General features: G+C 72.4%; 17 protein-coding genes. 10 read left to right on the top strand and 7 right to left on the bottom strand.

What is annotated here, in order from left to right; all coding sequences use genetic code 11:
- Window positions 1-261: 261 nt before the first annotated feature.
- Complete coding sequence (locus ACQP00_RS34530) at window positions 262-3666, top strand: galactose-binding domain-containing protein (RefSeq protein WP_433203656.1); 3405 nt, start codon at window positions 262-264, stop codon at window positions 3664-3666.
- 107 nt (window positions 3667-3773) lie between these two features.
- Window positions 3774-4775, top strand: coding sequence for a LacI family DNA-binding transcriptional regulator (locus ACQP00_RS34525; protein ID WP_433203653.1), 1002 nt, complete (start codon window positions 3774-3776; stop codon window positions 4773-4775).
- On the opposite strand, the gene ACQP00_RS34520 is transcribed toward ACQP00_RS34525, so the two are convergent.
- Window positions 4756-5541 (bottom strand): phosphotransferase, encoded by a 786-nt coding sequence (locus tag ACQP00_RS34520; RefSeq protein ID WP_433203650.1) that lies wholly within the window; start codon window positions 5539-5541, stop codon window positions 4756-4758. The genes ACQP00_RS34525 and ACQP00_RS34520 overlap by 20 nt on opposite strands.
- 19 nt (window positions 5542-5560) lie before the next feature.
- Between ACQP00_RS34520 and ACQP00_RS34515 the strand changes: the two genes are divergently transcribed.
- On the top strand, window positions 5561-6412 hold the full coding sequence (locus tag ACQP00_RS34515; RefSeq protein WP_433203647.1) for an aminoglycoside phosphotransferase family protein: 852 nt from the start codon (window positions 5561-5563) through the stop codon (window positions 6410-6412).
- Between the two features lie 635 nt (window positions 6413-7047).
- Window positions 7048-7599, top strand: a complete 552-nt coding sequence (locus ACQP00_RS34510; RefSeq protein WP_433203644.1) for a DUF305 domain-containing protein — start codon at window positions 7048-7050, stop codon at window positions 7597-7599.
- A 1-nt stretch (window position 7600) separates the two neighbouring features.
- Here the strand turns inward: ACQP00_RS34510 and ACQP00_RS34505 are convergent, their stop codons facing one another.
- Window positions 7601-8821 carry an MFS transporter gene (locus ACQP00_RS34505; protein ID WP_433224097.1) on the bottom strand — a complete coding sequence of 407 codons (1221 nt, stop codon included), beginning with the start codon at window positions 8819-8821 and terminating at the stop codon, window positions 7601-7603.
- Window positions 8822-8910: 89 nt separating this feature from the next.
- On the opposite strand from ACQP00_RS34505, the gene ACQP00_RS34500 reads away from it, so the two are divergent.
- Both ACQP00_RS34500 and ACQP00_RS34495 read left to right on the top strand, forming a co-directional pair.
- Entirely contained in the window at window positions 8911-9792 is an 882-nt protein-coding gene (locus tag ACQP00_RS34500) for a LysR family transcriptional regulator (protein WP_433203641.1), read from the top strand.
- Between the two features lie 279 nt (window positions 9793-10071).
- Window positions 10072-10356, top strand: a complete 285-nt coding sequence (locus ACQP00_RS34495) for a hypothetical protein (RefSeq protein ID WP_433203638.1) — start codon at window positions 10072-10074, stop codon at window positions 10354-10356.
- 483 nt (window positions 10357-10839) lie between these two features.
- Here ACQP00_RS34495 and ACQP00_RS34490 read toward each other — a convergent pair whose 3' ends face one another.
- Window positions 10840-11430: a Clp protease N-terminal domain-containing protein gene (locus tag ACQP00_RS34490; protein WP_433203635.1), complete on the bottom strand. Its 591-nt coding sequence runs from the start codon at window positions 11428-11430 to the stop codon at window positions 10840-10842.
- A 101-nt stretch (window positions 11431-11531) separates the two neighbouring features.
- Between ACQP00_RS34490 and ACQP00_RS34485 the strand changes: the two genes are divergently transcribed.
- Genes ACQP00_RS34485 through ACQP00_RS34475 form a run of 3 tightly spaced genes read left to right on the top strand, consistent with a single transcriptional unit; the run spans window position 11532 to window position 14834 of the window.
- Window positions 11532-12086, top strand: coding sequence for an ATP-binding cassette domain-containing protein (locus ACQP00_RS34485; protein WP_433203632.1), 555 nt, complete (start codon window positions 11532-11534; stop codon window positions 12084-12086).
- On the top strand, window positions 12083-14224 hold the full coding sequence (locus tag ACQP00_RS34480) for a YhgE/Pip family protein (RefSeq protein ID WP_433203629.1): 2142 nt from the start codon (window positions 12083-12085) through the stop codon (window positions 14222-14224). The genes ACQP00_RS34485 and ACQP00_RS34480 overlap by 4 nt, the downstream gene beginning before the upstream one ends.
- Window positions 14225-14237: 13 nt before the next feature.
- The gene (locus ACQP00_RS34475) at window positions 14238-14834 is read left to right on the top strand and encodes a TetR/AcrR family transcriptional regulator (RefSeq protein ID WP_433203626.1); all 597 of its coding nucleotides are present in this window, start codon (window positions 14238-14240) and stop codon (window positions 14832-14834) included.
- Here ACQP00_RS34475 and ACQP00_RS34470 read toward each other — a convergent pair.
- Window positions 14831-15403: a DinB family protein gene (locus tag ACQP00_RS34470; RefSeq protein WP_433203623.1), complete on the bottom strand. Its 573-nt coding sequence runs from the start codon at window positions 15401-15403 to the stop codon at window positions 14831-14833. The genes ACQP00_RS34475 and ACQP00_RS34470 overlap by 4 nt on opposite strands.
- A 75-nt stretch (window positions 15404-15478) precedes the next feature.
- On the opposite strand from ACQP00_RS34470, the gene ACQP00_RS34465 reads away from it, so the two are divergent.
- Window positions 15479-17083: a sugar ABC transporter substrate-binding protein gene (locus tag ACQP00_RS34465; RefSeq protein ID WP_433203620.1), complete on the top strand. Its 1605-nt coding sequence runs from the start codon at window positions 15479-15481 to the stop codon at window positions 17081-17083.
- 5 nt (window positions 17084-17088) lie between these two features.
- Here ACQP00_RS34465 and ACQP00_RS34460 read toward each other — a convergent pair whose 3' ends face one another.
- From ACQP00_RS34460 to ACQP00_RS34450, 3 genes are all read right to left on the bottom strand, one after another.
- The gene (locus ACQP00_RS34460; protein ID WP_433203617.1) at window positions 17089-18072 is read right to left on the bottom strand and encodes an SDR family oxidoreductase; all 984 of its coding nucleotides are present in this window, start codon (window positions 18070-18072) and stop codon (window positions 17089-17091) included.
- Window positions 18073-18197: 125 nt separating this feature from the next.
- On the bottom strand, window positions 18198-18665 hold the full coding sequence (locus ACQP00_RS34455) for a cold-shock protein (protein WP_433203614.1): 468 nt from the start codon (window positions 18663-18665) through the stop codon (window positions 18198-18200).
- Window positions 18666-18693: 28 nt separating this feature from the next.
- Window positions 18694-20094, bottom strand: a complete 1401-nt coding sequence (locus ACQP00_RS34450) for an AMP-binding protein (RefSeq protein WP_433203611.1) — start codon at window positions 20092-20094, stop codon at window positions 18694-18696.
- Window positions 20095-20236 lie beyond the last annotated feature (142 nt).

The raw sequence follows: 20236 nt of genomic DNA, 5'->3' as shown, positions 1-20236 counted from the left end.
GACTTGGAGAGCGCTCTCCAAGATGTGTGACCAGACTGCGACCCTTTGTGGGTGAGTGTCAAGGTCCGGAGAGTGCCGGGAAACCCGCGAACCCTTGACATGGCGGAAAGCGCGGGACAACACTGCCTCCAATCGGAGAGCGCTCTCCAAACCGCCACGGCGCACTCCTCACACCCCGCAAGGAGCCCCCTCGTGCATCCGGCGCACACTTCCGCCCCCGCTTGGCGGAAACTGCTCACCTCGCGATGGCGCATAGCTCTGGTGCTCGCCGTCGTCGCCGCCGTAGCCGTCGTGGTCGCGCCGTTCGCGCGCGCCGCCGACAGCCTGATCTCGCAAGGCAAGCCCGTCACCGCCTCCTCGGAGCAGGCCGCCGACGTCGCCGCGAGCTACGTCAACGACGGCAACGCGGGCACCCGCTGGAGCAGCCAGTGGAGCGACCCGCAGTGGATCCGCATCGACCTCGGCGGGACCGCCACGATCAGCCAGGTCAAGCTCGTCTGGGAGGGCGCCTACGGCAAGTCCTTCCAGATCCAGACCTCGGCCGACGACCAGAACTGGACGAACGTCTACAGCACCACGACCGGGGCCGGCGGCACGCAGACGCTGAACGTCACCGGCAGCGGCCGCTACATCCGGATGTACGGGACCGTGCGCGGCTCCGGCTACGGCTACTCGCTGTACGAGTTCCAGGTCTACGGCACCATCGGCGGCACCACCAACCCGACCGGCGGCGCCTGCAACACCACGACGAACGTGGCCCAGGGCAGGACCGCGTCGGCCTCGTCCTCGGAGGGCGCGGGCAACGGGCCGCAGTACGCCTTCGACGGCGACGCCGGCACCCGCTGGAGCAGCACGTTCAGCGACCCGCAGTGGATCCAGGTGGACCTCGGCTCGTCGCAGTCGATCTGCCAGGTGGTCCTGCAGTGGGAGGCCGCCTACGGCAAGGCGTTCCAGATCCAGACCTCGGCCAACGGCACGGCCTGGACCGACGTGTACTCCACCAGCACCGGCACCGGCGGCACGCAGACCATCCCGGTGAACGGCACCGGCCGCTACGTGCGGATGTACGGCACCGCCCGCCCCGGCGGCTACGGCTACTCGCTGTGGGAGTTCAACGTCTACGCGGGCGGCGGCAGCACGACGTCCAACCCGCCGAGCTCCCCGCCGCCGACCTCCTCCTCGCCGGACCCGACCAACTGGACCACGGTCTGGCAGGACACCTTCGACGGCGGCGCGAACACGTCCCCGTCGGCCGCCAACTGGCTCATGCGCACCGGCACCCAGTTCCCGGGCGGCGCCGCCAACTGGGGCACCGGTGAGGTCGAAACCGCGAGCAACAGCACGGCCAACGTGTACCTCGACGGCGCCGGCAAGCTCAACATCAAGGCCATCCGCGACGGGGCCGGCAACTGGACCTCCGGTCGCCTGGAGACCCAGCGCACCGACTTCCAGGCCGCCGCGGGCGAGATGGTGAAGTTCACGGCGCTGGTCAAGCAGCCCGACGTGGCCAACGCGGCCGGGTACTGGCCGGGCTTCCGGGCCACCGGCGCGGCGTACCGCGGCAACTTCAACAACTGGCCGGGCGTCGGCGAGACCGACATCATGACCGACGTCAACGGCCGCAGCCAGCTGTCGCAGACCCTGCACTGCGGCACCGCGCCCGACGGCGTGTGCGGCGAGTACAACGGCCGCTCCTCGGGCCTGGCCAGCTGCACCGGCTGCCAGACCGGCTACCACGAGTACACCCAGGTCATCGACCGGACCAAGACCGACGAGGAGATCCGCTTCTACCTCGACGGCAAGCAGTCCTGGGTGGTGCGGGAGAGCCAGGTCGGCGTCACGGCCTGGAACAACGCCGTGCACCACGGCTTCTACCTGCGCTTCGACCTGTCCATCGGCGGCTCGCTGCCCAACGCGATCGCCGGCTTCACCACCCCGACCCCGAACACCACCTCCGGCGGCATCCTGTCCGTGGACTCGGTGACGGTGGCCAAGGCGACCGGCAGCACGCCGGCCGCGATGACCGACCCGGCCACCCCGACCGGGGCCAGCGTGGTCAAGGTGACCGGCAGCCAGGGCAACTGGCAGCTGCAGGTCAACGGGGCCAACTGGGAGGTCAAGGGCCTCACCTACGGGCCGCCGCAGCAGGCCGCCGACGGGTACATGCGCGACCTGAAGAACATGGGCGTCAACACGATCCGCACCTGGGGCGTGGACGACGCGAACACCCCGGAGCTGCTCAACCGGGCCGCCCAGCAGGGCATCAAGGTGGTCGTCGGGCACTGGCTCAACCAGGGCGCCGACTACGTCAACGACACCGCCTACAAGAACGCCACCAAGACCGAGATCGTCAACCGGGTCAACGCCCTGAAGAACTACCCGGGCGTGCTCATGTGGGACGTCGGCAACGAGGTCATCCTCACCATGCAGGACCACGGGCTGTCCGCGGCCGACGTCGAGGCGCGCCGCGTGGCGTACGCCAAGTTCGTCGACGAGCTCGCCGTGGCCATCCACGCCGCCGACCCCAACCACCCGGTCACCTCGACCGACGCGTACACCGGCGCCTGGCCCTACTACAAGGCCAACGCGCCGCACCTGGACCTGCTGGCCGTGAACTCCTACGGGGCGATCGGCAACGTCAAGCAGGACTGGATCAACGGCGGTTACACCAAGCCGTACATCGTCACCGAGGCGGGGCCGTCCGGCGAGTGGGAGGTGCCCAACGACGTCAACGGGGTGCCGAACGAGCCGACCGACCTGCAGAAGCGCGACGGCTACACGGCCAGCTGGAACGCCATCAAGTCGCACCCGGGCGTGGCCCTCGGCGCCACCGAGTTCCACTACGGCCTGGAGAACGACTTCGGCGGGGTGTGGCTCAACACCTACGGCGGCGGCTGGCGCCGGCTGGGCTACGGGGCGCTGAAGCAGGCCTACACGGGTACCCCGCTGGCGAACACCGCACCGCAGATCACCTCGATGACGGTCTCCAACCAGACGGCGGTCCCGGCCGGCGGGCAGTTCACGGTCAACGTGGCCGCGAGCGACCCCAACGGCGACGCCATCCGGTACAACCTGATGGCCAGCGACAAGTACATCACCGGCGGCACCGGCTTCCGCAACGTGAACTTCACCCAGAACGGCTCGTCGTTCACGGTCACCGCGCCGGAGAAGCTCGGCGTGTGGAAGATCTACGTGTACGCGTTCGACGGCTTCGGCAACGTCGGCATCGAGACCCGCTCGTTCAAGGTGGTGGCGCCCTCGATCCCGGGCACCAACCTCGCCCTGAACAAGACGGCGACGGCGTCGAGCTACCAGCCGACCGGCACCAACGGCCCGCAGCTGCCCTCCTACGCGGTGGACAACAACTACGGGACCCGCTGGGCCAGCGAATGGGTCGACACCGCGTCGATCACCGTCGACCTCGGCTCCAAGCAGACCTTCAACAAGGTCTTCCTGGCCTGGGAGGACGCGTACGCGAAGGGCTACCAGATCCAGACGTCCGACGACAACGCCAACTGGACGACGATCTGGTCGACCACGGCCGGCGACGGCGGGTTCGACGACGTCAACGTCAACGGCAACGCGCGGTACGTGCGGATCAACGGACAGGTCCGGGCGACGACCTACGGGTACTCGCTGTGGGAGTTCGGTGTCTACCGCTCGTAACTGATTTGGGCTGAAAGCGCTCTCTGGGCAGATTGCCTGGAGAGCGCTTTCCGTCTGTCGTGCTATAAAACACCGTGACCGAGAAACGGCGACCTACCTTGGAGGATGTGGCGGAAGCGGCGGGCGTCTCCCGCGCGACCGTCTCGCGGGTCATCAACGGCGTGCGCAACGTCGACCCGAAGCTGCACGAGATCGTGTGGCAGGCCGTCGACGCCACCGGGTACGTGCCCAACCGCGCCGCCCGCTCTTTGGTCACCCGCCGCAGCGGCACCGTCGCCCTGGTCGTGTCGGACGCGGTCTCCCACGACGACGACCCGTTCATGCGCCGCTTCTTCGCCGACCCGTTCTTCGGCCGCATCGTCGGCGGCGTCATGAGCGTGCTGCGGCCCAAGGGCATCCAGCTCGCCCTGCAGATCGTCGGCACCCAGGAGGCCCGCACCCGCCTCGTCGGCGACCTCGGCCAGGGCCAGGCCGACGGCGCCGTGGTGCTGTCCCTGCACCCCGACGACACCCTGCCCGAGCAGCTCTACGAGGCCGGCATCGCCGCCGCGCTGGTGGGCCGCCCCGCGCAGCCGGTGCCCATCTCGTACGTCGACCTCGCCAACGACGCCGGCGGCGCCCTCGCCGCCGAGCACCTCCTGGGCCGCGGCTGCACCCGCCTGGGCATGATCACCGGCCCGGCCCACGTGCCCGCCTCGCAGGACCGCCTCACCGGCTTCCGCCAGGCCCTGGCCCGCCACGGCCACGCCTGGTTCCCCACGGCGGAGGGCGGCTTCACCTACGAGTCGGGGGAGACGGCCCTGCTCACGCTCATGAAGGAGCACCCGAGCCTGGACGGCGTCTTCGTCGCCAACGACCTGATGGCCCAGGGCGCCCTGATGGCCCTGCGCTCGCTGGACCGCCGGGTGCCGGAGGACGTCGCGGTGATCGGCTTCGACGACTCCAGCGCGGCCCTGGACGCCCGCCCGCAGCTGACCACGGTCCGCCACCCCCTGGAGGACATGGCGGCCGAGACGACGAGACTGGTGCTGGCCCGCATCGACGACCCCGGCCTGCGCGTCGAGTCGGTCATCTTCGACCCGAAGCTGGTCATCCGCCAGTCCGCGTGAACAGCCAAGCGGCCTGTCGCCGGCTCTTCTCCACGTATTCGCGCACCCCGTACGCCAGGTCCTCGATGAGCCCGCAACGGGCGTAGAAGAGCGCCCGATCCCGCAGCTCCGCCGGGATCGGCGGCGCCGCGGCCCCGAGGTCGCGCAGCAGCAGCCCGTAGTCGTAGGCCGGATCGCAGATGGCGGCGTCGCTCCAGTCGATGATCCCGCTGACGGCGCCGTCGTCGATCAGCACGTGCTCGGCCCCGAGATCGTTGTGCGAGAACACCAGCCGCTCCGCGGGCGCCGGCGGCTCCTGCTCGAGAAACCGCGCCGCCTCGGGCAGCTCGAGCTCGGCCGCCATCGCCCGCGTCTCCTCCAGCCACAGCTGCGGCGGGTCGGCGTCGACCGGCACCAGCCCCGCGAACCGCTCCACCGGCTGCGCGTGCAGGGCCAGCAGGGTCTTCGCGAGCGTGCTCGTGATGCTGGGCGCGGGTTGGCGGAGCATGAGCGGTACACCCGGAAGCAATCGATAGCCGAGCGCACCTTCGGCGGCGAACACCGGCTCCGGCACCGCCACGATCCCGCGCAGGACGTCGGCGACCTCGCGCAGCAACCGGCCCTCCCGCGCCACGTCGAGCGCCTCCGGATCGGCCGGAAACCGCACCACCCAGGCCTTGTCCACCAGGTAGGCGGTGTTGTCCAGCCCCCGCCCGAGCGGCTCGACCACGTCCCCGGCGATCCCCGCCCCGCTGCGCCGGACGACTCCGCGCACATCGTGCTCCACGATCCGGCATGCTACGCGGGTGGAGGCCGACATCGCCGTGGACGCCGCACTGGTCCACACCCTGATCCGCGACCAGCACCCGGACCTCGACGGCCCGTTGACGCCGGTCGCGATGGGCTGGGACAACGCCATCTTCCGCCTGGGCCCCGACCTGGCCGTCCGCGTCCCCCGCCGGCGGGTGGCGGCCGCGTTGATCACGCACGAGCAGCGCTGGCTGCCGACATTTGCTTTGCCGGTACCGATCCCCGCACCGATTCGCGCGGGCGTTGCCACGGACTACTTCCCGTACCCGTGGAGCATCACGCCCTGGCTTTCCGGCGCCGTGGTCGCTTCTCTGCCCGTGCCTGGTCGCCTGTCCTTCGCTGCGCAGCTCGCTTCGTTCTTGACCGCCTTGCACCGGCCCGCACCTGTGGACGCACCCGCGAATCCGGTTCGCGGCGTTCCCTTGTCCACCCGCGCTGCGGCGATGGCGGAGCGGTTCGCCTCGGGGCGGGTGCCATTGGAGCTTCGTCCATTGTGGAAAGAGCTGGCGGCGGTACCGTTCTGGGGTGGGCCGCCGCTCTGGGTCCACGGGGATCTCCACCCGGCGAATCTCCTTGCTGGGGTGGATGGGTCGCTGTCGGCGGTCCTTGACTTCGGCGACCTTACGGCTGGGGACCCCGCCACTGACCTCGCCGCTGCTTGGCTCGTGTTCGATGCTCCCGCTCGGGCTGTCTTCCGGGGTGGGCTCGACGTCGATGAGGACACTTGGCAGCGGGGGCGGGGGTGGGCTCTCAATATCGGGGCGGCTATCGCTGCTGACGTCTCCGGGACTGCTGAGATGCACGCCATCGGTACGCACACTCTCGCTCAGGTCCGTCTGGACGGCTGAGGCTTCTACGGTCTGGACCGCCGAACCTTGACCAGAGTCGGACCGGGACCACGCCAACCCTGTGGGTCGCCGCCAGGCGGGCCGAAACCATCGGCCGAGCGCACTGCTGCGGTGCCCATCGGTCCGGAGGAGAGCAAGAAGCCGTCGGGAGGACCGGGGAGGGGCGCGGGAGAGCGCTCTCCCAAGATTGCTCCCACACCGCGTTCCCCCTGTTGACACCGCCTGAGACAGCCGCGAGACTGGTGGGAACGGAGAGCGCTCTCCAAGGGATCGGGTGCCTGAGGTGGAGCGTTGTCCGGATAAGGCGGCCAGTACAGCGGGTCAGCGGGCCCGACGGGGGCTGAACTGGGTCCGCCGGTGGGTTGTGCGCGAAAGTCGGGCGTTCGGGTCGGTCATCCAGGCGGGGGCTGCCCGAGCGTTCGCGAGTGCCTGGGCGGGCACGCGCGCCGAACCGTGCGCCGGTGGGCGTCGTCCGGTCGAGAGCCGGGCGATCCGTACGTGCCGTTGTGGCGGTGACCGGGTTGGGGTCCCCGCCGCCGGGACCTCGCGGTTGCGGCGTTCCACCGCGGGGCTCTGGGCGCCCCGGAACGCCGCAGCCGCAGGCTCGTACGCCCATCGGCAAGGAGGCCACCACCATGCGACGACCGCCGCCACGGCCGCTCGTGTTGCTCGCCGTCATGATCGCGCTGCTGGCAGGGTGCGGCGAAGCAGCGAAACCCGCCGCCGCGCCGCCACCGGCAACCACCGAGTTCGGGGGGACCGACCTGGCCTGGGTCGAGCTCATGATCCCCATGGACGAGCAGCTCATCCCCGTGCTCGATCTGGTACGTGACAAGGCCCAGGACCAAAACCTGGTCAAGCTCGCGGGGGAGCTGCACGGCGTGTACGACCAGGAGCTCCCGAAGCTCCGCGCGCTCTCCGACCAGGCGGGACTGCCCAAGGACAACCCGCACAAGGGCCACAAGATGCCGGGACTGGTGGACGCCGACCGGCTCGCCGCATTGCGGCAGAACGACGGGGCCGCGTTCGAGCGGCAGGCGGTCGACTGCCTGCGGGAGCATCTCGATCAGCTGGCCAACCTGGCCGGGTCCGAGATTGCCAACGGGACCAGTCCGGCCGTCAAGGCCCTGGCGCGGCAGGTCGCCGACACCCGGGGAGGTGCCAGCGCCCGGCTGCCGAAGGCGTGATCTAGCCGCGCTGGTGCAGGAGTGGGCGGGCCACCACAGCCACCAGCGCGGTGATCGCGGCGGCGAACCCCAGCAGGGCGACGGGCGCGCTGACCAGCTGGGTCAGGATGCCCAGGCCCAGGACGGGTACCGCCAGCCCGAGGTACCCCCCGAGGAAAAGACCGGCCAAAGCCTCACCGCGGATGCCGGCCGGGGCCAGGTCCACCACGGTGGAGATCGCGCCCTTGAGCAGCGCCCCCGCCCCGGCGCCGGCCAGCACGCCGCCGGCCAGGAAGACGGCCAGGGACTCGGCCCACACGGCGGCCGTCACCGTGGCGAGGCCGAGGACGATCAGGGTGAGGCCGGTCGCGAGCTGGCCGCGGATCGAGCGGCGGCGCAGCAGGACCTGGGTGAGCGCGCCGGAGCCGAAGACCAGCGACGCCACGGCGCCGGCCAGGGCGCGGGACGGGTGGTGCAGGGTGCCGGCCACGAACGCGGGGGCGAGGGACGTGAACAGGCCCAGGACCGACAGGGCGGCGAAGGCACCGGTCGCGGCGGCGAAGTAGCGGGGACGGGCGGCGGCGGGGACACCGACGCGCTGCGGGCGGTACCGGCGCGACGACACCGCGACCGTCTCCGGCACCAGGGCGACCGCCAGGGCCGCGAGCAGCAGCAGGACCAGGAAGACCAGGTACGGGGTGCGCAGCGGCGCCGACACGTACTGGGCGAGCAGGCCCGACACGACCGGGCCGAACGCGAAGCCGCCCAGGTTGGCCACGGTGGCGACCAGGTCGCCGCGGGCCCGGCCGGCGTGCGGGCGGGCCTTGGCGTGCAGCTCGGACAGCTGGGCCGTGGCCGTCGCGGTGATCATGCCGAGGCCGAGGCCGGTCACCAGCCGGGCCACGACCACCACGGTGAACGAGGTCGAGGTGAGGAACAGCACCGCGGCGAGCGCCTCGAGGAGCACGGCGGGCAGCAGCACCCGGCGCCGGCCCAGCCAGTCCGAGACGTGGCCGGCCAGGAACAGGCTCACGATCACGCCGAACGCGTAGGCGGCGAAGGCGATGGTGACGCCGATCGTGGAGTACCCGTCGTGCCGCTGGTAGAGCGCCCACAGCGGGGTCGGGACGACGGTGAACGCCAGCGAGACGGCGAAGGCGAGCGCGATCGCCCAGAACCCCTGCTCGTGGCTCATTCGGCGGCTGCGGTTGGTCTCGGGCGCCGCGGGGCGCGACAGGAGCATCGTCACGTTCTGGACTGTGGCTCGCCGGCATCAGCACCGCCAACGAATCTTCGTGCTCGCGTCCATCACGAAATGCGATAATGCTGGCCGTGGAGCTGCGGCATCTCGTGTACTTCGTGACGGTCGCCGAGGAGCGCAACTTCACCCGCGCGGCGCAGCGCCTGCGGGTCGTGCAGTCCGGGGTCTCCGCCGCCGTGCGGGCCCTGGAGCGCGAGCTCGGCGCGAAGCTCTTCGAGCGCAGCTCCCAGCGGGTCGAGCTGACCGACGCCGGGGCCGCGCTGCTGCCCGCCGCCCGCGCCACGATCGACGCCGCCCAGGCCGCGCGGGACGCCGTGGCCGAGGTGCGCGGGGGCCTGCGCGGGACGCTGCGGATCGGGACGCTGATCTCGGTGGGGTTCGTGGACCTGCCGGGGCTGCTGGGGCGCTACCGGGCCGAGCACCCCGGCGTCGACCTGCGCCTGCGGGCCGCCCCGACCGGTTCGGCGGGCCTGGCCGCGAGCCTGCTCGACGGGGAGCTGGATGTCGCGTTCCTGTCGCTGTCGGGCCGCGCGCCGGCCGGGCTGTCCGTGCGCACCCTGGCCGCGGAGCCCATCGTGGCCGTCCTGCCGGTCGCGCACCCCCTCGCGGGGCATGACGCGCTGACCCTGGCCGACCTGGCCGACGAGCCGTTCGTCGATTCTCCGCCGGGGTACGGCAACCGCTCCGAAGTCGACCGCGGGTTCGCCGCCGCCGGGCTGCGCCGCCGGGTCGCCCTGGAGGTGGCGGACATCGCGACGGTCCGGCAGTACGTGCGGGAGGGTCTCGGGGTGGCCCTGATCCCGCGCTTCGCGGCGCCGGACGGACCCGGCCTGCGCGTCCGCCCGATCACCACGGACCTGCGCTGGAGCTTCGCCGTCGCCACCGCCGCGACCCGCCGCCCGACCGCGGCGATCCGGGCCCTGCTGGACCTGGTGGACGCGTACCGCGCGTGATCGCGGCACGGACGGGTACGGGGCACGTGATGTCGCAGAGCAGGTCGGCCGGGGTCGGAAAGGCGACCTCAGTGATCATCGAGTCACGTTGAGTGCTCTACTGGAAGAGGTCCCAGGCGTGCGCGCTCCCCGCCCAGCCGGGATCGATCCGTTCCGCGCGGATCACCGGGGTCGGCTCAGGGCCGGTCCTCGGGGACCGGCCGGGGTGCGCCCCGGATGCGGCTCGGCACGCCGTTTTCCTACGGTGTGAGCAGGGTGAACGTTCCAGGGAGGTGCGAGATGCCCGACGTGTTGGCGATCGCGCGCGCCGAGGCGCTGTTCGTTTCAAGCGTGCAGTCGTCGGAGTTGCCGGCGGCGGTCGAGGTGCGCAAGGCCGTCGCGGAGTCCTTCGCGCGATTCGGCAGCCGCGGCTGCGCGGCGTGTGTGGCAGGGGAGTTCGGCGACCACCCCGAGGTGGCCGTGGCGCGAATGCGCTGGGCGCTCGCGATGGTGAGCGCCGTGTACCAACGGCGTCGCCAGCCGGCGCGCGCCTTCACACTGACGGGCGCCGCCTGCGCTCGTTGAGCACGACCCCTCGCGCGGCTCGCTCCTCGCGGTTCGCTCCTCGCGACTCGCGGTTCGCGGCTCGTGTCGAGGAGGGCCGGCGGGCGCCGCCTGCGCCCGTTGAGCACGACCCCTCGCGCGCGGCTCGCCCCTCGCGACTCGCGGTTCGTGTCGAGGAGGGCCGGGGGGCGCCGCCTGCGCCCGTTGGGCACGACCCCTCGCGCGCGGCTCGCTTCTCGCGGCTCGCGGCGGGGAGCGCCGGCGGGCGCCGCCTGCACCCGCCGGCTGAGGGCCACCGCCTGCTGGAAACGGCATGCGGGGAGGACTACCCGGTCGCCGCGAAATGCCAACAAAAAAGACCGGTGCGATTTGCCGCCCGTCGGGCGATAAATCCGAGCATGTCGTGGCGCGGAGCGCCCGACATGTCGTCAGCACCCCAAGACGCCGGGTTCGAGCAGCAGCGGCAGGATCAGCGCCAGGTAGAGCAGCGCGCCCGCGAGCCGGTCAAGCGCTCGTTGCCCGGGCATGCGCGAATCCGGCCAGAGCCGTCGTGACCGCCGCGCGGGCCGCCGGCAGGTCGGCGCCGTGGGAGCGCAGGGTGCGGCCCGCGAAGCCGTCGGGTTCGGCGAGCAGGCCCAGCAGCAGGTGTTCGCCGCCGACGTAGTTGTGGCCCAGCAGGGTCGCCTCGGCCAGGGTCAGTTCCAGCGCCGCCGCGGCCGGGCCCGACCAGCCGGGAGTGTCGTCCTCCGTGGCCGGGGCTGTGGCCAGGTCGGCCTGCAAGGAGTCCGGGTTGAGGGACAGGGCCGGGAGCAGTCGTACGCCCAGGTTCGCTCCCTCCGTGAGCAGGCCGTGCAGCAGATCCGCCGTGGTCACCGGTGCCTCGGTGCGGGTCGCGGCCAGGCGGACGGCGGTGCGGGCACGGGCGGTCCAGTGGGGCAGGGCGGCGTCGTCCAGGGTGCCGGCGCGCAGGGCGTGCACGCGGCGGACCGCCTGCTCCAGGGCGCGCTCGCACAGCGCCGAGACCGGCACGCCGGAGTGTTCCAGGGCCGCGGCCAACTCGTCGGGAAGCGTCACGTCGACGCGCACGATTGTCATGACCCCTATGTAACCCCATTGGGGTTAGTGACGCAAGGAATAGCGCTGGAGTGCGCGCATGTTTTTAGACTGACTGGTCAGTACAAACCAGGGAGGTTGTCGTGGGGGATGCGGTCCTCGTCGCCGAGGGGCTCGGGGCGCGCACGCGGCGCGGGTGGGTGTTCCGTGGGGTTGATCTGAGCGTGGCGCCCGGCGAGTACGTGGCGCTCGACGGGGCGGCCGGCAGCGGGCGGACCTCGCTGCTCCTCGCGCTCGCCGGGTACTTCAGGACGACCGAGGGCACCGTCACGCGCACCGCTCCGGCCGCGCTCGGGTTCGTGGCCGGGGTCAACGAGCCCGAGCCGGGGCTGAGCGTCGCCGAGCACATGGAGGAGCGGCTGGTGCTGCTCGGGCGGGCCCCGTGGAACCTGCGCAAACGCCGGCGGGAGGCGCTGGAGCACCTGCGGGACGTACCGCTGGATCCGAAGGCGCTCGGGCGGGACCTCGACCGGCTCGGCGCGCATCGGCTGTGCCTGGCCCTGGCCCTGGTGAACGAGCCCGGCGTCATCCTCGTCGACGACGTCGACAATGGACTGTCCGAAGTGGAGCGAACGGTGCTGGAGAAGACCCTGCGCGAGAGCGGCCCGGCGGTCGTGGTGACGGAGCGTGCGGCATGAACCTGTTCGAGCTGCGGCGGTTCCTCCGCGCGCCGATCACCGTCGCGGCGCTGGTCGTGCTGGCGTTGATCCCGCTGCTGTACGGCGCGCTGTACCTGTGGGCGTTCTGGGACCCGTACGGCAACATGCGCCACATCCCGGTCGCCATCGTCAACGCGGACCGGCCGGCGACGGCGCAGGACGGCAGCACCCTCGACGCCGGCAAGGACCTCGCGGCCGAGCTGCAGCACCGCGACGTGTTCGGCTGGCAGCCCGCGACCGCCGAGCAGGCGCGGCGGGGGTTGGAGGACGGCCGGTACCAGATAATCTTCACCATCCCGGCCGACTTCTCCGCCTCGCTGGTCACCCCGCCCGACCCGGCGCGCGATCCGGCCCGCGGGCAGCTGACCGTGGTCAACGACGACGCCACCAACTACCTGTCCGGGCAGCTCTCCCGCAGCGTCTTCACCGAGGTGCGGGCCAGCGCGTCGAGCACCGCCGCGCGCGGCTACTTCGACAAGATGCTCATCGGCTTCACCGACCTCAAGAGCCAGACCCAGCAGGCCGCGACCGGCGCCTCCCAGCTCGCCGGCGGCGCGGCCGACGCCAGGAGCGGGGCCGGCGACCTCAGCGACGGCATCGACCGGGCGCACAGCGGGGCCGGGCAGCTCGACGACGGGCTCGCGCAGGCCACCGCCGGGTCGCAGCAGCTGTACGACGGGCTCGTCGCCCTCGACGCCGGCGCCGCCCAGCTCGCGGACGGCACCGCGCAGGCCGCGGCCGGTGGGCGCCTGCTCGCCGGGAAGGTCGACGCCGCCGCCGACAAGGTCGGGCCCGTCCTGCGGGACAACGCCGAGCTGATCGCGAACGCGGCGACCGCGATCGCCGACGGGGCCGACCTGATCCTGCAGCACCTCGACGCGCTGCCGGGCCTGGCGACGACCGCCGCCCAGCAGACCGCGGCGACCAGGGCCGGCCTGGAGCGGCTGGGGGAGCAGTACCCGCAGCTCAAGGACAGCGCGGAGTACCAGGCCGCGGTGCGGGCGGCCGACGCCGCCGCCAAGGCCGCGCAGCAGCTGCAGACCCGGCTCGACACCGGCGACCTCGACCAGCTGCGCGCCCAGATGCAGGCGGTGGCGCGGACGGCCCGCGAGGTCGCGCAGGCGGCCCCGCACCTGGCCGACGACGTGGCCGCCGCGCGGGCGCAGGTCGACCAGCTCGCGACCGGCCTCGACCAGCTGGCGGGTGGGGCCGACAAGCTGCACACCGGTACTGGAGCGGCCGTGACCGGGGCGAAGGACCTGCAGGGCGGGTTGTATCGGCTGTCGTCCGGGGCCCGCCAGCTCGACAGCGGCCTGGGCACCCTGTCCGACGGCGGTCACCGCCTCGCCGCGGGCCTGACCGACCTCGGCGCCGGGGCCACCCGCCTCGCCGACGGGCTGGCCGACGGGGCCGGGAAGATCCCCGGGTACGACCCGGACACCCGCGCCGAGCGGGCCGGCGTCCTCGGCGATCCGGTGGCGCTGGACCGCGAGACCGAGCATCCGGCGGGCACGTACGGGGCGGGCTTCGCGCCGTACTTCCTCGGCCTGGCCCTGTGGGTCGGCGCGATGATCAGCTACATGGTGCTGCGCCCGCTGACCCGCCGCCACCTGGTCTCCGGCGCGGCCCCGGGGCGGGTCGCGCTCGCGGGCTGGCTGCCGGCGCTGCTGATCGGGGTGGTGCAGGCGACCGCGCTGTTCCTCGTGGTCCGCTTCACGCTCGGCCTGCACCCGGCGCATCCGCTGGCCATGTACGGGTTCCTCTGCCTGACCGCGGTCGCGTTCACGGCGCTGATCCAGTGGTTCGGGGCCCGGCTCGGCCCGGCCGGGCGGCTCGTCGCGCTGGCGGTGCTCATGCTGCAGCTGACGTCGTCGGGCGGCACGTACCCGATCGAGACCACGCCGGGCTTCCTGCAGGCCGTGCACCCGTTCCTGCCGATGACGTACGTGGTGTCGGGGCTGCGGCACCTCGTCAACGGGGGCCCGGGCGGTACGGTGGTCACCGGAGCGCTCGTCCTGGCCGGGTTCGCCGCCGCCGCGTTCGCCCTGACCACCCTCGCGGCGTGGCGCGGGCGCCGGCTCACCCCGGCGAAGCTCCACCCGGACCTGGTCATGTAGGGAGTCCCGAACCGTGCCCGACGGTCGCACCCGCCGCCGCGACGACACCAAGCAGCGCCTGTACGACGCGGCCATGGAGCTGATCGCCGAGCACGGCTTCTCGGCCACCACGGTCGACGACATCGCGGTCGCGGCGGGCGTCGCCAAGGGGACCGTGTACTACAACTTCCCCTCGAAGAACGCGCTGTTCGAGGCGCTGCTGCGGCACGGGGTCGGCCTGCTCACCGCCGACTTCCGGGCCGCCGTGGCGGCCGCGCGGACCCCGCCCGAGCAGGCGGTGGGCCTGATCCGGGCGGAGCTGGCGTACATCCAGCGGCACCGCTCCTTCGCCCAGCTGCTGCTGTCGGAGATGTGGCGCACCAACCGCGAGTGGCACCAGACCCTGCACCTGCTGCGCGACGAGGCGGTGGGCGTCATCGCGGACGTCCTGCGCCGCGGCGTCGACGAGGGCTTTTTCGACACGGACCTCGACGTGCGGATGGCCGCCGCGGCGCTGTTCGGCGTGTGTCTCGTCGTCGCCGTCGACTGGCTGGTCTTCGAGCCCGACCGGACCCTGGAGTCCGTGCAGGACTCCCTGGTCGCGGTCATCCGGGCCCGGGTGGGGATCTAAGCTTCCCGGGCGGCCTGCTCGATCCGGTCGTGGAAGGCCTTGAACTCCTCGGCGCTGCCGAACGCGAGGTTGCTGCTGTCGGCCCGGACGCCGGCCGCGCCGTCGATGAGCTCCCGGATGATGTCGGCGTGCCCGCAGTGCCGCTCGTTCTCGGCGATCATGTGGATCAGCACCCGGTGCAGGGTCACGTCCGCGCTCTCCGGCTTCCACCACGGCACCCGCCCGTGCGCGTCGAGGTCGAGCGCCTCGATGGTGGCGTCGGAGTGCGCCCAGACCCGCCGGTACAGCCCGACGATGTCCTGCCGCGACTCCTGCGGCGTGACCCACATGTCGGCGTTGACCTCGGCGTCGTCGTCATCGAACCACGGCAGCGGCTCGGGGAACGGCCGGCCGAAGGTCTCCCCGAAGTAGCCGGCCTCGACCGACGCGACGTGCTTGACCAGCCCGAGCAGGTTCGTCCCGGTGGGCACGAGCGGCCGGCGGGCGTCGTACTCGCTGAGCCCGTCGAGCTTCCACACCAGCGCGTCGCGGCCCCGCTGCAAGTACTGCCGCAGATCGTCCTTGCTCATACCCGCCAGCCTCGCACGCCCGGACCGTCTCCGCCGCCCGCCCACCGACTGGACGCCGGTTGTTACGTTCGGTACGTGCAGTGGGGCGACCTCGCCACCTGGATCTCCGCGCTCGCGGCGCTGATCGCGCTGGCCTTCGCCGCGATCGCCGCCGTCGCGTCGTACCGGACGTTCCGGATCGAACTCGCCCGCGACGAACGCAACGAGCAACGCCTCGCGGCCGCGCTGGAGGCCGAGCGCCGCGCGCAGGCGGCCAAGGTCTCCGCCTGGTGGGAGACGAACACCGGCGCGTGCGTGCGCAACGCCTCCGACTCGCCGGTGTACCAGGCCCATGTCACCGTGCGCCGGCTGAGCGACCGGTCCGCGTGGGGCAAGCTCGACCTGCCCGTCGTGCCGCCCGGCGACACGGCCCTGTCCCGGCCGATCGACCCGCCGCCCGCGGTCGGCGACTGGCGGACCCGGCTCACCTTCACCGACGCGGGCGGCGTGCGGTGGCTCCGCGACGAGTACGGCCGCCTCGAGGAGCTCAGCCCGCGCCTGGCCATCTGGGGCTTCGCCGAGCTCTCCACGATCCTGGAGCGTTTCGCGGCGGACTTCCGCGCCGCGTACGGGGTGTCGGTCCGGCACACCACCTACAGCTTCGACGACCGCCGCACGCGCTTCCTGGCCGGGGTGGACACCGAGGAGATCGCGGACGCGCTCTACGGCCCGCACGACTGGATCGGCATGCTGGCCGGGAACGGCGTCATCGACCCGCTCGTCGTCTCGACCGCCCAACGGGACGCGCTGCAGGCGTCCGCGCTCGCCGCGATGACCTTCGACGGCCGGTTGTACGGCATCCCGATGACGATCGAGTGCCCGGTGCTGCTGCGCAACACCGACCTCGTCCCGGAGGCCCCGCCGACCTTCGAGGCGATGGTGGCGGCCGGCCAGCGGTTGGTGGCCGACGGCCGGGCGGCCGATGTGCTCGCGGTCTGCGGTACACCGTTCCGGCTCTCGCCGCTCTACACCAGCGCGGGCGGCAAGCTGTTCGGGCGCGACGACGACGGGCGGTGGAGCGTGTCGCGGATCGGGGTCGCGTCGGCCAGGTCGGTTGCGGCCCTCGCGCGCCTCGGTGACCTCGGCGCGGCCGGGGTGCTGCGACCGGACGCCGAGTTCGCCGATGCGCGGGCCCGGTTCAACGACGGGCGTGCGGCGCTGCTGATCGGCGACTCGCGGGATCTGGTGTACGCGCGCCGAGCCGGGGTGGCGTGCCGGGTGTCGCGGGTGCCCGGGTTCGACGGTGGGCACGCGCCACGGCCGTACGTCTCGGTGAGCGGCTTCTTCCTGACCGCGGCCGGCCGGAACCGGGACATCGCGCACGATCTCATCGCCGACTACGCGGCGCGGCCGGACGTGATGCGGGCGGTGAGCCGGGTGCTGCTCTCGCCCACCGCGGGAGCCGTCGCCGAGGCGGGCGAGGCCGACGTCGAGGCGCTGCGGGAGGCGGCCGCGACCGGGGATGTCATCCCGGCGTTCCCCGGGATGGACGAGGTATGGCGGGCGGTCGGGGCGGCGCAGGGCGAGGCGATCGCCGGCGGTGACCCGGCGGCGATCGCGGGGCGGCTGCACGACGCGATCGCCGCGGCCGTCGGGGACCGGTCGTCGGCGCAGGGCGGACGACCTGGTCCTCGGGGCTGATCGGCTCAGGCGACGCGGAAGCGGGCCACGAGGTCGTCCATGACCTTGTCGAGGCGCTCGTCGACGCTCTGGCGGGCCGGGTCCTCGTCGAACCAGGCGGCGATCTCCCGCGCGCCCTGGTGGAACGGGATGGTGGCCACGTAGTCGGGGACGAGCGCGCGGACCTTGCTGTTGTCGAAGACCATCGAGTGGGCCTTGTCGCCCAGCAGGCCGGCGCCCCACTCCGGGTCGGCGGCGGCGATCGCGTCCGACGGGACGTGGACGATCTTCGCGGTGGTGCCCAGCGCGGCGGCGAGCTGCTCGGCGATCTGGTTCCAGGTCAGGTAGTCGTCGCTGGTGATCTGGAAGGTGTCGCCGACCGCGCGGGGGTGGCCCAGCAGCGGCACGAAGGCGCGGGCGAAGTCCTCGTGGTGGGTGAGGGTCCACAGCGAGGTGCCGTCGCCGTGCACGACGATCTCCTTGCCGGCGCGCATGCGGGCCGGGACCGTCCAGCCGCCGTCGAACGGGACGAGGGTGCGGTCGTACGTGTGCGACGGACGGATGATCGTCGCCGGGAAGCCCTTGTCGCGGTACACCTGGACGAGCAGGTCCTCGCAGGCGATCTTGTTGCGGCTGTACTGCCAGAAGGGATTCCGCAGCGGCGAGGACTCCACGACCGGCAGGCGCGCCGGCGGGGTCTGGTAGGCCGAGGCGGAACTGATGAACACGTACTGCCCGGTGCGGCCGCGGAACAGCTCGATGTCCGCGCGCACGTCGTCGGGGGTGAAGGCGACCCAGTCCACGACCGCGTCGAACGACAGGCCGGAGACTGCCTCCCGTACCGCGGCGGGATCGTGAATGTCGGCCCGCAGCAACGTGGCCGATTCGGGCAGGGGCCGCTGCTTCGACTCCCCGCGGTTCAACACATAGAGGTCGATGCCACGCTCGACGGCCAGCCGCGAGCAGGCGGAACTGATGATGCCACTGCCGCCAATGAACAAAACCTTCACGCCGGACAGACTAGCCGCCTGTCGGACCGGCGCCGGTTTTGAGGGGGTGTGGGTGGAGCGAAGCTCCCCCACCGCTTTTCAGGACATCCGACGGTATCCAACGGTGCCCGAAAGACCGTCCGCTGCTAGCTCTCCACCCAGCCGTGGGAGCGGGCGAAGGCGGCCAGGTGCTGGCGGGCCTGGGCGATCTGGGCGCCGGTCAGCGTCGGCACGTGCTGGATCAGCAGCTCGGTGACCTCGGCGGTGAACTCGCGGCTGGACAGCACGTCGCACAGCCCGTCGTCGTCGCCGGCCGGGAGCTGATCGTGGTCGTGGTCGCGGTCGGTGACCGGCGTGAACGGCGCGGTCGCGGCGGCCGTGGTGCGGGCGTGCTCGCGGCGCGGCGGGGCGCTGTCCAGGATTCGCACGGTCGAGACCTTCAGGCCGCGCTCGCCCTCCTCGACCTCGTACTCCACGCGCATCCCGGGGTGCACCAGGTGGCGCTGCTCGCCGAAGTCGTTGGCGTGCACGAAGACGTCCTCGCCGCCCGCGTTCGGTGCGATGAAGCCGTAACCCCGGACCTCGTCGAACCGCAGAATCCTGCCCGTCTCCACCGCGCACCACCACCCACCAGAAACCAGTTCAGGCCTCCAGCATAGGACCCGCCAGCCGCTTCTTCTGCACCTTGCCCATGGCGTTGCGGGGCAGCGCGTCGACGAAGTGCACCGCGCGGGGCCGCTTGTGGGCGTTGAGACGGGCCGCCACGAAGTCGATGAGGTCGCGCTCGGCGACGGGCGCGGCGGTGACCACGAACGCGGTCACGGCCTCGCCGAGGTCCTCGTCGGGCACGCCGATCACGGCCGCCTCGCGGACCGCCGGGTGGGCCAGCAGCGCGTCCTCGACCTCGCCGGCGCCGATGCGGTAGCCGCCGCACTTGATGAGGTCGGTGGAGGCCCGGCCCACGATGCGATGCCAGCCGTCGGGCGCGATCCGGGCGAGGTCGCCGGTGCGGAACCAGCCGTCGGGGGTGCGGGCGGACTCGGCGGACTGCCCGCGGTACCGGCGAAGGAGCATTGGGCCTTTGACGAGGAGCTCTCCGATCGTCTCGCCGTCGCGGGGGGCCTCGGTGCCGTCCTCGGCCAGCAGGCGCGTCCGCACGCCGGTGACCGGAACGCCGACCTGTCCCGGGCGCCGTTCGCCGTCGGCCCGGCTGGAGATCGTGATCAGCGTTTCGGTCATCCCGTAGCGCTCGACGGGCTTGTGGCCGGTGAGCGCGAAGAGCCGCTCGAAGACCGGCGCCGGCAGCGGGGCGCTGCCCGACACGAGCAGCCGGGCCGGGCGCAGGGCCCGTGCGGCGGCGGGCTCCTGGCAGATGCGCGACCACACGGTGGGCACGCCGAAGTAGAGGGTGCCGCGGGCGGCGGCGTACGCGGCCGGGCGGGGGCGGCCGGTGTGCGTGAGCGGCGAGCCGTGCCGCAGCGCGCCGAGCACGCCCAGGATCAGCCCGTGCACGTGGAACAGCGGCAGGCCGTGCACGAGCCGGTCGTCCGCGGTCCAGTCCCACGCCTCGGCGAGCGCGTCCAGGCCGGCCTCGACGGCACCGTGGGTCAGTTCGACGCCCTTGGGATTTCCCGTGGTACCGCTGGTGTACATCACGAGCGCGCACGCGTCCGCCGCCGGTTCCGGGTAGCCGTTGCCCGAAGTGCGCGCCACGTCGACCGGCACCGCGCCCGGGAACAGCTCGGGCCGGTTGCTCAGGGTCACGCCCGCGCCGGAGTCGCGCAGGATGTGCGCGCGCTCGGTGTCCCCGGCGTCGGCGGGCACCGGCACGACCGCGCTGCCGGCCAGCAGCGCCCCGGTCACGGCGACCACGGTCTCCAGCGTCGGGGTGGCGTCGACGGCCACGGTGGCGGACCCGTGCACGTCGGCGGCGACCGCGGCGGCGGCGTTGCGTAACCGATCGGCGGACAGACCGCGACCGTTCACATTGACAGCGGGTCCATGGTCGGTACCGTGTTCGTGCAGTCCCCTCAGCAGGCGCATGGGCACCATCGTCACACGTGCCCAGAGGCTGGAAACGGCCGGATCACGATCCGATCGCTCGTCTTGACACTCCTCTTTGTGAGCGTTAACACTGTGGCGGCAACGCCCCAGCAACAATTTCGTTACCGAGTCGGTGGCAGCG

This window comes from Dactylosporangium sp. CS-047395 (assembly GCF_050942185.1).
In the GTDB taxonomy this organism is placed as follows: Bacteria; Actinomycetota; Actinomycetes; order Mycobacteriales; family Micromonosporaceae; genus Dactylosporangium.
Note: the sequence above shows the minus strand (reverse complement) of the source record. Positions and strands in the feature narration are given on the sequence as shown.